The sequence below is a fragment of the Pseudomonas sp. CMR5c genome (genome assembly GCF_003850545.1).
In the GTDB taxonomy this organism is placed as follows: domain Bacteria; phylum Pseudomonadota; class Gammaproteobacteria; order Pseudomonadales; family Pseudomonadaceae; genus Aquipseudomonas; species Aquipseudomonas piscis.
In genome coordinates this window covers 125,418-137,511 of record NZ_CP027705.1, presented here as the reverse complement: position 1 = coordinate 137,511, position 12,094 = coordinate 125,418, and the positions used below count along the sequence as shown (strand labels likewise).

Annotated in this window: 5 protein-coding genes, 2 tRNA genes, 4 rRNA genes and 1 pseudogene; 2 read left to right on the top strand and 10 right to left on the bottom strand. The window is 57.5% G+C overall.

Going from position 1 to position 12,094, the window contains the following annotated elements; all coding sequences use genetic code 11:
- Nucleotides 1-26 precede the first annotated feature (26 nt).
- Entirely contained in the window at nt 27-365 is a 339-nt protein-coding gene (locus tag C4K40_RS00690) for a hypothetical protein (RefSeq protein WP_022643052.1), read from the top strand.
- A 41-nt stretch (nt 366-406) separates the two neighbouring features.
- Here C4K40_RS00690 and lapD read toward each other — a convergent pair whose 3' ends face one another.
- Both lapD and lapG read right to left on the bottom strand, forming a co-directional pair.
- Entirely contained in the window at nt 407-2,353 is a 1,947-nt protein-coding gene (gene lapD / locus C4K40_RS00685) for a cyclic di-GMP receptor LapD (RefSeq protein WP_053138924.1), read from the bottom strand.
- 14 nt (nt 2,354-2,367) lie between these two features.
- Complete coding sequence (gene lapG / locus C4K40_RS00680; RefSeq protein ID WP_031321178.1) at nt 2,368-3,060, bottom strand: cysteine protease LapG; 693 nt, start codon at nt 3,058-3,060, stop codon at nt 2,368-2,370.
- A gap of 232 nt (nt 3,061-3,292) precedes the next feature.
- On the opposite strand from lapG, the gene C4K40_RS00675 reads away from it, so the two are divergent.
- A complete protein-coding gene (locus C4K40_RS00675) occupies nt 3,293-4,057 on the top strand; it encodes a thioesterase II family protein (RefSeq protein ID WP_022643049.1) in 765 nt (254 codons plus the stop codon).
- A 68-nt stretch (nt 4,058-4,125) separates the two neighbouring features.
- On the opposite strand, the gene C4K40_RS32130 is transcribed toward C4K40_RS00675, so the two are convergent.
- From C4K40_RS32130 to C4K40_RS00640, 8 genes and pseudogenes are all read right to left on the bottom strand, one after another.
- Complete coding sequence (locus C4K40_RS32130) at nt 4,126-4,911, bottom strand: methyl-accepting chemotaxis protein (RefSeq protein WP_371263538.1); 786 nt, start codon at nt 4,909-4,911, stop codon at nt 4,126-4,128.
- Nucleotides 4,912-4,980: 69 nt separating this feature from the next.
- Nucleotides 4,981-6,006 (bottom strand): annotated as a pseudogene (locus C4K40_RS32125) (cache domain-containing protein); the annotation flags it as partial.
- 548 nt (nt 6,007-6,554) lie between these two features.
- Nucleotides 6,555-6,670: ribosomal RNA gene (gene rrf, locus C4K40_RS00665) — 5S ribosomal RNA — on the bottom strand.
- 113 nt (nt 6,671-6,783) lie between these two features.
- A 5S ribosomal RNA gene (gene rrf / locus C4K40_RS00660) occupies nt 6,784-6,899 on the bottom strand.
- A gap of 140 nt (nt 6,900-7,039) precedes the next feature.
- Nucleotides 7,040-9,931, bottom strand: a 23S ribosomal RNA gene (locus tag C4K40_RS00655).
- A gap of 215 nt (nt 9,932-10,146) precedes the next feature.
- Nucleotides 10,147-10,222: transfer RNA gene (locus tag C4K40_RS00650), tRNA-Ala, on the bottom strand.
- Nucleotides 10,223-10,232: 10 nt separating this feature from the next.
- A tRNA-Ile gene (locus C4K40_RS00645) sits at nt 10,233-10,309 on the bottom strand.
- 123 nt (nt 10,310-10,432) lie between these two features.
- Nucleotides 10,433-11,969, bottom strand: a 16S ribosomal RNA gene (locus C4K40_RS00640).
- The 16S, 23S and 5S rRNA genes sit together here with 2 tRNA genes alongside, the layout of an rRNA operon.
- Nucleotides 11,970-12,094: the final 125 nt, after the last annotated feature.

Sequence of the window (12,094 nt, the reverse complement as noted above, 5' to 3'; positions counted from 1 at the left end):
TGAGAAAAATGCCTGAGGGATATGCCATGTTCTACGTGCAACGCGATGCACAAGGTCAGCTGATTCGCGTGGAAGCCGCCGCTTACGCCGAAGCCACCGAGACGCTGCCCGCCGACCACCACGAGATCCAGACCTGGTACGCCAACGAGGCGGTGGAAGTCAGCCTGAAGCAACTCAAGCACAGTGATCTGGATATGATCCGGGTGCTGGACGACCTGATCCAGATCCTGACCAGCAAGGGCGTGATCCGCATCACCGACTTGCCGGAAGCGGCCCAGGTCAAGCTGCTGGACCGCAGCAACGCCCGTGAGGCGCTAGGTGGCTTGAGCCGCTTGATCAACGATGATGAAACCGGATTGATCTGAATCCGCCCTACCGGCCTGCCGGCGGGGCGTGATCCGGTTCCTCAGTTCCAGGGTGCAGGTTCGCCGAACAACTGTCCCTGTACTCCGAACAAGCCCATTTCACGGATCACCTGCAGCTCGCCCTGGGTCTCGACCCGCTCGGCGATCAGCGGCAGGTCGATGCTGTGGGCGGCACGCTGGATGGCTTCGATGAACAGGCGCTTGTCGCTTTCCTGGTCGATATCGCGGATGTAGCTGCCGTCGATCTTCAAGTAGGCCAGGCCCAGCCGCGCCAGGTTGCCGATCATGCTGAAGCGACCGCCAAAACGCTGCAGGCTGAGGGAGAAGCCCAGCTCCCGCAGTTGCCGGGTCAATTGCTCCAGGCGGGCCTGGTCCGGCAATTGCTCCTCGCCGATCTCCAGGGTCAGGCGAGGACCCAGGTCGGCGTGCTGGCGCAGAAGATCGAAGACCCGGTTAAGTGCATGCGGATCGGCCAGGGTGGCGGCCGACAGGTTCAACGCCAGGGCCTCGGAATGGCCTGCCAGGTGCCCGAGCACTTGTTCGAGCATCAGCAGGTCCAGGCGCGAGGTCCAGCCGAAACGCTCCAGCCAGGGCAGGAAGCGCCCGGCGGGGATGGTCTGGTCCTGTTCGTCGAGCAACCGCGACAACACCTTGTTGTGCAGTACCAGCGAGGTATCCCGGGCCGCCACCACCGGTTGGAAATACAGCTGGAAGCGCCGCTGCGACAGGGCCTGGTCCAGCAGCTTGTGCCAGGCATGGTGATCGTCCCCGACCTGGGCGCTGGCACTCTGGTCAAGACAGGCCCAGCTGGCCTCGCCCTGGGCCTCGGCCTGGGCCAGGGCCTGGTCGCCAAGGCTGAGCACCGCTTGCGGCGAGTCGCCATGGGCAAAGGCCGCCAGGCCAATGGACGCGACCGACGCCACATCGGTGGCACCCGTGGCGTGCAGGTTGCCCAGGGCGCTGTCCAGGTTCTGCGCCAACTGGATGGCTTCCTCACGCACCAGGCCCGGGGCCAGCACCGCGAACTCGCCACCACGGACCCGGGTGACCAGGTTGTGGGTCTCGGGGTACTTGTCGCATTCGCGCAGCAGCTGTTCACCCACCGCCACCAGCAACTGGTCGGTGCGCTGACCGCCCAGGCGCTGGTTCAGTCCGGCCAGATCCTTGACCCGCAACAGCAACAGGTAGCCGGAGCTGGCCTGCTCCGGGTTGCTGACCCGGGCATGCAGCTGCATTTCGAAATATCGCCGGTTGGCCAACCCGGTAAGGCTGTCCTGGTAGGACTCGGCGCGCAGTTTTTCGCTGCGCTCGGCCTGCTCCTGGAACAGCGCCTTGAGCTTCTCGACCATCTGGTTCATGGCCTGTACCACCCGGCGCAGCTCGGGAGTCCGCGGCAGCTCCGGCAGGCTGAGGAACTCGCGCCGGGCAATGGCATGGGATTGCTTGACCATGTAGTCCAACGGCCGCAGTTGACGACGCAACAACAGCGCCCCGAGCACCGCGCTCACCGCTCCGCAGATCAGCAGCCAGCCCAGGCTGCCCAGGGCGCTCTGCCACAGCTTGGCCACGGCGAACATCGGGTGGCTGAGCACCTCGACCCGGGCCGCCTGCTCCCAGCCGCGGCTGACGATGGCATCGCCACCGGCCGGCTCCAGGCCGATGAGGCTGACGAACCACTGGGGCACGTTGCCCACCTCGGGAATACCGCTGCGCTCGACGATGGTCTTGTCGGTGGCCAGGTCCACCACCCGGATGCTGGCGTAGTAGCCGCTGTCGAAGATGGAGCTGACCATCAGCTCGACCATCGCCGGATCGTCGATGTTCGGCGTCAGCGAAAGGGCCAGGGCGGTGGCCGCATCCTGGGCATGGGAGCGCAGTTGGTTGACGTACTGGGTGCGCGAGCTTTCCAGGCTGACCATGAAGCTGCCGCTGAAGGCCACCACCAGGAACACGCAGATTGCGATCAGCAGTTGTTTGAACAAAGACATCTGGGCTCGTGCTCCTAGTTAGTCGTCTCGACCGGGAATCCTTCGGCCTGCATTTTCTTCAGTACATCCTGCCAGCGCGACAGGCGCTTGGTATCACCGACGCGCTTGTTGCCCTTGGCTCCCGGCAGCCACAGCCCTTCGGCATTGAAGGAGTACACCGGCAACAGGTCGGTCCGTTCGCTGGCCGGGCGGATCGAGTCTTCCAGGCTGTCGAGTACCAGCGGCATGGCGTCCGGGGTGGAATAGTAGGTCAGGACCATGTGCGCGCGGTTCTGGCGCAGGGCCTTGACGTAGGTGATGCGCAATTTGTCACTGGAGACCCCAAGGCGGCGCAGGCTGAAGTACTTGGCGATGGCATAGTCCTCGCAGTCGCCGGCGCCCTTCCACAAGGCCTCGATCGGTGTTTCCCAGTAGTCCACCTGGTGCCAGAGGTCGATGTCCTCGACATATCGCATGTTCTTGTTGAAGAACAAGTTGACCACCTTCAGTTGCTCGCGCTCGGCCACCTGCTTTTGGGTCGCCAGCAGGTGCTGCCAGGCGTCGATGCGTTGCTGGCCTTCGCCCAGGGGCCCATAGAGCGCCGTAGCCCGCCGGCTGATCAGGGAGAAGTCCCAGTCGGCGTGCAGGCCGCCCAACAGCATGCCGGCCAGCAGCAATGCCGAGCCGAACCAGCGCAGGGTCCGGGAAAGAGCTAAACGTGCCGCCAATGCGTCGCATCCATGGGAGCTATCGTGAATCGGCTGATGGTGAAGGCTGGCCCGGCAAAAAACAATGGCACCTTGAAATCAGTCACCGGCAGAATGTGCTCCGCAGCGGGCAGCCGTCGCCTGCTGTGCACGAGAGCCTGACGAGCGCGTGCATTGAGCAGCATCAGCCACTATTTTAGTGCCCTGTCGCGCCGGGAGAGGAACTGCCGGCCCCCATGCTTAAGGAAAAGCTGTGGATACCGATACCCGACAATGGACCCTGGTGGTCAACTCTGGACAAGCCACGCAGATCCGCCTGATCTGTTTTCCCCAGGCCGGGGCGGCCGCCGAGCAGCTGCGAGTCTGGTCCAGCGGGTTGGCCGACCATATCGAACTGGTGGTGGTGAACTTGCCGGGGCATGGCCCACGGCGCTACGAAGCCCCCTGTGACGACTGGCCGAGCCTGCTGGAAAATACCTTCGCGGCGCTGTCCCCTTGGCTGCAGAAGCCCCATGCATTGTTCGGCCACGGCCTGGGGGCGCTGCTGGCCTATGAGGCCAGCAAATACGCCCAGGAGCGGTTCCCCCGGCAGACCCGTCACCTGTTCGTCTCCGGCTGTCGCAGCCCTGACAGCCTGCCTCGTCGCCCCCTGCTGCATACCCTGCCCGATGCGGCCTTTCGCGAGGCGATCCTGACCCTGGGCGGCAGTCCCCTGGAGATCCCCCGTGGACAGGACGACCTGCAAGCCTATGAGCAATTGCTGCGTACCGGCCTGAAGCTCTTCGAAACCTGGTACGACACCTCCAGCGGCTGCCTCAACGTACCGCTGACGGCCTTCTACGGAAGCGAGGACCCACTGGCGACCGCCAGCCACATGCTCAATTGGCGAGAGTTCACCACTCGTGAGTTCGAGCTGATCGAGGTGTTGGGCAACCACTTCTTCATCAAGTCCCAACGCCAGCGCCTGCTGCAGGTGATCAATACCCACCTGGGGCTGCTAGGCGAACCCCTGGGCTGAATCCCGGCCATGAAAAAGCCCGCCCTGCCATGAGGCAGGAACGGGCTTTGGAAACCCCGGGGCGGGCTTCAGATCTTGAAGCTGTCGACCAGTTGCTTCAGGCGGCTGGCCTGTTGCGACAGGGCATCGCAATCCTTCAGCGTTTCGTTGAGGTTGGCGACACCTTGCTGGTTCAGCAGGTTGATCTGGCTGATGTCGATGTTGAGGGCTTCCACCACCGCGGTCTGCTCCTCGGTCGCAGCAGCCACCGACTGGTTCATGCCGTCGATTTCGCCGATGCGCTGGGTCACGCTGATCAGGCGGGCACCGGCCTGGTTGGCCACTTCGACGCTCTCTTCGCTGGAGGCCTGGCTGGCGTTCATGGTCGACACCGCCTCGCGGGAACCGATCTGCAGGGAAGTGATCATTTTGTGGATCTCTTCCGCCGATTCCTGGGTGCGATGCGCCAGGTTGCGCACCTCGTCGGCCACCACGGCGAAACCACGGCCGGCTTCACCGGCGCGGGCCGCTTCAATGGCGGCGTTGAGTGCCAGCAGGTTGGTCTGCTGGGAGATGCCCTTGATCACGTCGAGGATGTGCCCGATGTTGTCGGTGCTGGCGTTCAGGGTCTCGATCTGGGTGCAGGACAGGCTGATCTTCTGCGACAGCTCGGTCATCGCCTGGATGGTCTGCTCGACCACCTGGCGCCCGTCGTCGGCCTGATCGCTGGCGCCACTGGCGTGCTCGGAGGCATCGGCAGCGTTACGGGCGATTTCCTGGGTGGCGGCACCCAGTTCGTTGATCGCTGCCGCTACGCTGTTGGTACGGGCGCTCTGCTCGTCGGAGCCGATGATCGAGGCGTTGGACGAGGTCATTACGCGCTGGGACAGATCGTGGACCTGGCGAGTGGCCGAGGACACTTCGGAGATCGAGGCGTGAATGCGTTCCACGAACTGGTTGAAGGAGCTACCCAGTTCACCGAACTCGTCCTTGCTCGCCACCACCAGGCGGCGGGTCAGGTCGCCCTCGCCCTGGGCAATATCCTGCATCGCACGACCCATGGTCACCAGTGGACGCATCAGAACCTGGATCAGCAGGGTCAGCAGCACGGCGATCGTGCCCACGGCGATGAACATTGCAATCAGCGCCGAGGTGCGGAACTGGCTCAGCGGCGCGTAGGCCTTGTCCTTGTCGATGGACAGGCCGATGTACCACTCGGCGTTCGGCAAGCCGGTCACCGGAGTGAAGGAGAGAATGCGCTCCTGTTTGTTCAGGACCACTTCCTGGTTGCCGTTCTCGATCCGTACGTTGGCGCCAGGGTAGATGTCCTTGAGGTTCTTCATCACCTGGTCCTTGTCCGGGCTGACGATCACCTGACCGTCGGCGCTGACCAGGAAGGCATGGCCGAGGCCGCCGAAGTCCACCGAGTTGATGATCTTGACCAGGGTCTCCAGGCTCAGGTCACCACCGACCACGCCCAGCAACTCGCCCTGTTTCTTCACCGGCATGGCGATGGTCACTACCAGGCCACCGACGGCCGCCATATAAGGCGGAGTCAACATGGTCTTGTCGGCAGCGACAGCTTGCTTGTACCAGGGACGCTGGCGTGGATCGTAGCCGTCGGGCATCTTCGCGTCGGGACGCTGGGTGAAGGTTCCATTGGCCTGGCCAACATAGGTGAACTGGAAGTTCGTGGTGAAGGCTGGCTGGTCGACCAGGCCCGGGAAGTCAGCGTTATGCCCCTGGTGAGCGACGTTCTGCGCCAGGTTCTCGAGCACCAGGATCCGTCCGCTCATCCAGTTCTGCACACTGCTGGAAGTGAGCTCGCCGGCTTGCTGGATGGAGGATTCGAGGTTCTGTCGAATGGTAGTGCGTTGCAGGTAGTCGTTGTACAGAGTGAACAACGCAAAAGCCAGAACCACTACGCCAGAGGCGGCCAAAAGGATTTTATGGCTGAACTTGAGATTCATTTCATGGGACTTCTTATGCCGAAAGTGGGGATGCGTACGGAATGCAACATTCCAGGTAACAGCGCAGGCGACATTCTCTGACCGCTCTACTTGGTGCACGCATGTCTCAACACTCTGTCGGCAAGAATCCTCGAACCCTTAGGGAATTATCTGAATTACTCGCCTGAATTATCAGAATCCCGCCGAATGGCACGCTAGAGCAGTCGTGGCTCTTGGGTTGGGAGACTTGTCCACAGGAAGGAGCAGGCATGGCATCGCCTGGAGGAATAGCACCGCGGCCAAGGGCTGTGGATAAGTCGCCGTGAGGTTACCCCTGCAGGACAGCCTCGAAGTGCAGTAGGCGAAACCGGGGGATAGCCATGGCTGGGCTGGGCCGAGGAGCTGAAGCATGGGCCTGGATGATCGGCTTGCGCATGGCTGGGGTCGGCACTAAGGCTGCGAGGAGCACGCCGGGAAAAGGAATGCCCGAGGGCTTTGGCTCGCCCTGGTTTTCTGACCTGGAAAAACAAAACCCCAACTGCTTTCGCAGTTGGGGTTTCGGAATTTAATCTTGACGATGACCTACTCTCACATGGGGAAACCCCACACTACCATCGGCGATGCATCGTTTCACTGCTGAGTTCGGGATGGGATCAGGTGGTTCCAATGCTCTATGGTCGTCAAGAAATTCTGTGTCTGATCCGTCTGACCTAGAAGTCAAACGTATCAGCAAAATCAGTAGCTTCTACATAAAGACAAAACCCCAACTGCTTTCGCAGTTGGGGTTTCGGAATTTAATCTTGACGATGACCTACTCTCACATGGGGAAACCCCACACTACCATCGGCGATGCATCGTTTCACTGCTGAGTTCGGGATGGGATCAGGTGGTTCCAATGCTCTATGGTCGTCAAGAAATTCTGTAGCTGAGCCGTTGTTTGGGCAACGTTCCAGCGAATGGGTATGTAATAGGTTTGTGTGTCAAACTTTCGGTTGGTCATCTTCACACACCGCAATCTGGTCTCTGTCGAGTTCGCAAATTGCTTGGGTGTTATATGGTCAAGCCTCACGGGCAATTAGTATTGGTTAGCTCAACGCCTCACAGCGCTTACACACCCAACCTATCAACGTCGTAGTCTTCGACGGCCCTTTAGGGGATTCAAGATCCCAGTGAGATCTCATCTTGAGGCAAGTTTCCCGCTTAGATGCTTTCAGCGGTTATCTTTTCCGAACATAGCTACCCGGCAATGCCACTGGCGTGACAACCGGAACACCAGAGGTTCGTCCACTCCGGTCCTCTCGTACTAGGAGCAGCCCCTCTCAAATCTCAAACGTCCACGGCAGATAGGGACCGAACTGTCTCACGACGTTCTAAACCCAGCTCGCGTACCACTTTAAATGGCGAACAGCCATACCCTTGGGACCGGCTTCAGCCCCAGGATGTGATGAGCCGACATCGAGGTGCCAAACACCGCCGTCGATATGAACTCTTGGGCGGTATCAGCCTGTTATCCCCGGAGTACCTTTTATCCGTTGAGCGATGGCCCTTCCATACAGAACCACCGGATCACTAAGACCTACTTTCGTACCTGCTCGACGTGTTTGTCTCGCAGTCAAGCGCGCTTTTGCCTTTATACTCTGCGACCGATTTCCGACCGGTCTGAGCGCACCTTCGTACTCCTCCGTTACTCTTTAGGAGGAGACCGCCCCAGTCAAACTACCCACCATACACTGTCCTCGATCCGGATAACGGACCTGAGTTAGAACCTCAAGGTTGCCAGGGTGGTATTTCAAGGATGGCTCCATGAGAACTGGCGTCCCCACTTCAAAGCCTCCCACCTATCCTACACAAGCAAGCTCAAAGTCCAGTGCAAAGCTATAGTAAAGGTTCACGGGGTCTTTCCGTCTAGCCGCGGATACACTGCATCTTCACAGCGATTTCAATTTCACTGAGTCTCGGGTGGAGACAGCGCCGCCATCGTTACGCCATTCGTGCAGGTCGGAACTTACCCGACAAGGAATTTCGCTACCTTAGGACCGTTATAGTTACGGCCGCCGTTTACCGGGGCTTCGATCAAGAGCTTCGCTTGCGCTAACCCCATCAATTAACCTTCCGGCACCGGGCAGGCGTCACACCCTATACGTCCACTTTCGTGTTTGCAGAGTGCTGTGTTTTTAATAAACAGTCGCAGCGGCCTGGTATCTTCGACCGGCATGGGCTTACGGAGCAAGTCCTTCACCCTCACCGGCGCACCTTCTCCCGAAGTTACGGTGCCATTTTGCCTAGTTCCTTCACCCGAGTTCTCTCAAGCGCCTTGGTATTCTCTACCTAACCACCTGTGTCGGTTTGGGGTACGGTTCCTGGTTATCTGAAGCTTAGAAGCTTTTCTTGGAAGCATGGCATCAACCACTTCGTCACCTAAAAGGTAACTCGTCATCAGCTCTCGGCCTTGAAATCCCGGATTTTCCTAAGATTTCAGCCTACCACCTTAAACTTGGACAACCAACGCCAAGCTGGCCTAGCCTTCTCCGTCCCTCCATCGCAATAACCAGAAGTACAGGAATATTAACCTGTTTTCCATCGACTACGCTTTTCAGCCTCGCCTTAGGGACCGACTAACCCTGCGTCGATTAACGTTGCGCAGGAAACCTTGGTCTTTCGGCGTGCGAGTTTTTCACTCGCATTGTCGTTACTCATGTCAGCATTCGCACTTCTGATACCTCCAGCAAGCTTCTCAACTCACCTTCACAGGCTTACAGAACGCTCCTCTACCGCATCACTTACGTGATACCCGTAGCTTCGGTGTATGGTTTGAGCCCCGTTACATCTTCCGCGCAGGCCGACTCGACTAGTGAGCTATTACGCTTTCTTTAAAGGATGGCTGCTTCTAAGCCAACCTCCTAGCTGTCTAAGCCTTCCCACATCGTTTCCCACTTAACCATAACTTTGGGACCTTAGCTGACGGTCTGGGTTGTTTCCCTTTTCACGACGGACGTTAGCACCCGCCGTGTGTCTCCCATGCTCGGCACTTCTAGGTATTCGGAGTTTGCATCGGTTTGGTAAGTCGGGATGACCCCCTAGCCGAAACAGTGCTCTACCCCCTAGAGTGATACATGAGGCGCTACCTAAATAGCTTTCGAGGAGAACCAGCTATCTCCGAGCTTGATTAGCCTTTCACTCCGATCCACAGGTCATCCGCTAACTTTTCAACGGTAGTCGGTTCGGTCCTCCAGTCAGTGTTACCTAACCTTCAACCTGCCCATGGATAGATCGCCCGGTTTCGGGTCTATACCCAGCGACTAAACGCCCTATTAAGACTCGCTTTCGCTACGCCTCCCCTATTCGGTTAAGCTTGCCACTGAATATAAGTCGCTGACCCATTATACAAAAGGTACGCAGTCACAGAACAAAGTCTGCTCCCACTGCTTGTACGCATACGGTTTCAGGATCTATTTCACTCCCCTCTCCGGGGTTCTTTTCGCCTTTCCCTCACGGTACTAGTTCACTATCGGTCAGTCAGTAGTATTTAGCCTTGGAGGATGGTCCCCCCATATTCAGACAAGGTTTCTCGTGCCCCGTCCTACTCGATTTCACTTCTAAGATCCTTTCGCGTACAGGGCTATCACCCACTATGGCCGCACTTTCCAGAGCGTTCCGCTAAAATCAAAGAAGCTTAAGGGCTAGTCCCCGTTCGCTCGCCACTACTAAGGGAATCTCGGTTGATTTCTTTTCCTCAGGGTACTTAGATGTTTCAGTTCCCCTGGTTCGCCTCTTGCACCTATGTATTCAGTGCAAGATAACCATCTTATGATGGTTGGGTTCCCCCATTCAGAGATCTCCGGATCAAAGTCTGTTTGCCGACTCCCCGAAGCTTATCGCAGGCTACCACGTCTTTCATCGCCTCTGACTGCCAAGGCATCCACCGTATGCGCTTCTTCACTTGACCATATAACCCCAAGCAATCTGGTTATACTGTGAAGACGACATTCGCCGAAAGTTTGAATTCACAAACTTTACCTTAGCCTGATCCACTACCAGTGAAAGTAGTGTTCAGTCTATCTTTCTATCACATACCCAAATTTTTAAAGAACGATCTAATCAAAAGACTAGAAATCAACATTCGATTTGAATGCTCATTTCTAAGCTTTCAGAAGCAGTTTATGGTGGAGCCAAGCGGGATCGAACCGCTGACCTCCTGCGTGCAAGGCAGGCGCTCTCCCAGCTGAGCTATGGCCCCATAACAAAATTGGTGGGTCTGGGCAGATTCGAACTGCCGACCTCACCCTTATCAGGGGTGCGCTCTAACCAACTGAGCTACAGACCCAATTTCGAGCTTGTAACTGTTAGCTTGGAGCTATCAGCTTGGAGCTTAAAGCTGCTTCTATCGTCTTCTTCAATGAATCAAGCAATTCGTGTGGGAGCTTATGAAGCAGCTGATGTCGTCGATTAAGGAGGTGATCCAGCCGCAGGTTCCCCTACGGCTACCTTGTTACGACTTCACCCCAGTCATGAATCACACCGTGGTAACCGTCCTCCCGAAGGTTAGACTAGCTACTTCTGGTGCAACCCACTCCCATGGTGTGACGGGCGGTGTGTACAAGGCCCGGGAACGTATTCACCGCGACATTCTGATTCGCGATTACTAGCGATTCCGACTTCACGCAGTCGAGTTGCAGACTGCGATCCGGACTACGATCGGTTTTGTGGGATTAGCTCCACCTCGCGGCTTGGCAACCCTCTGTACCGACCATTGTAGCACGTGTGTAGCCCAGGCCGTAAGGGCCATGATGACTTGACGTCATCCCCACCTTCCTCCGGTTTGTCACCGGCAGTCTCCTTAGAGTGCCCACCATAACGTGCTGGTAACTAAGGACAAGGGTTGCGCTCGTTACGGGACTTAACCCAACATCTCACGACACGAGCTGACGACAGCCATGCAGCACCTGTGTCAGAGTTCCCGAAGGCACCAATCCATCTCTGGAAAGTTCTCTGCATGTCAAGGCCTGGTAAGGTTCTTCGCGTTGCTTCGAATTAAACCACATGCTCCACCGCTTGTGCGGGCCCCCGTCAATTCATTTGAGTTTTAACCTTGCGGCCGTACTCCCCAGGCGGTCAACTTAATGCGTTAGCTGCGCCACTAAAGTCTCAAGGACCCCAACGGCTAGTTGACATCGTTTACGGCGTGGACTACCAGGGTATCTAATCCTGTTTGCTCCCCACGCTTTCGCACCTCAGTGTCAGTATCAGTCCAGGTGGTCGCCTTCGCCACTGGTGTTCCTTCCTATATCTACGCATTTCACCGCTACACAGGAAATTCCACCACCCTCTACCATACTCTAGCTTGCCAGTTTTGGATGCAGTTCCCAGGTTGAGCCCGGGGCTTTCACATCCAACTTAACAAACCACCTACGCGCGCTTTACGCCCAGTAATTCCGATTAACGCTTGCACCCTCTGTATTACCGCGGCTGCTGGCACAGAGTTAGCCGGTGCTTATTCTGTCGGTAACGTCAAAACAGCAAGATATTAGCTTACTGCCCTTCCTCCCAACTTAAAGTGCTTTACAATCCGAAGACCTTCTTCACACACGCGGCATGGCTGGATCAGGCTTTCGCCCATTGTCCAATATTCCCCACTGCTGCCTCCCGTAGGAGTCTGGACCGTGTCTCAGTTCCAGTGTGACTGATCATCCTCTCAGACCAGTTACGGATCGTCGCCTTGGTGAGCCATTACCTCACCAACTAGCTAATCCGACCTAGGCTCATCTGATAGCGCAAGGCCCGAAGGTCCCCTGCTTTCTCCCGTAGGACGTATGCGGTATTAGCGTCCCTTTCGAAACGTTATCCCCCACTACCAGGCAGATTCCTAGGCATTACTCACCCGTCCGCCGCTAAATCCGTGAGCAAGCTCACTTCATCCGCTCGACTTGCATGTGTTAGGCCTGCCGCCAGCGTTCAATCTGAGCCATGATCAAACTCTTCAGTTCAATACTGCTTGGGTTTTTAAGAAACCCTAAACTTGGCTCAGCAATCTCAAATGACTATGTGATTTCTCGCATGGTCACTCGTGATGCTGATAATCTTTTTGACTATCAGTCTGACTACACAAGCA

Excerpts from the sequence above, each read along its gene's own strand:
- C4K40_RS00690 (WP_022643052.1), top strand. The coding sequence starts at position 27 with ATGTTCTACGTGCAACGCGATGCACAAGGTCAGCTGATTCGCGTGGAA.
- lapD (WP_053138924.1), bottom strand. The coding sequence starts at position 2,353 with ATGTCTTTGTTCAAACAACTGCTGATCGCAATCTGCGTGTTCCTGGTG.
- C4K40_RS32130 (WP_371263538.1), bottom strand. The coding sequence starts at position 4,911 with ATGACCTCGTCCAACGCCTCGATCATCGGCTCCGACGAGCAGAGCGCC.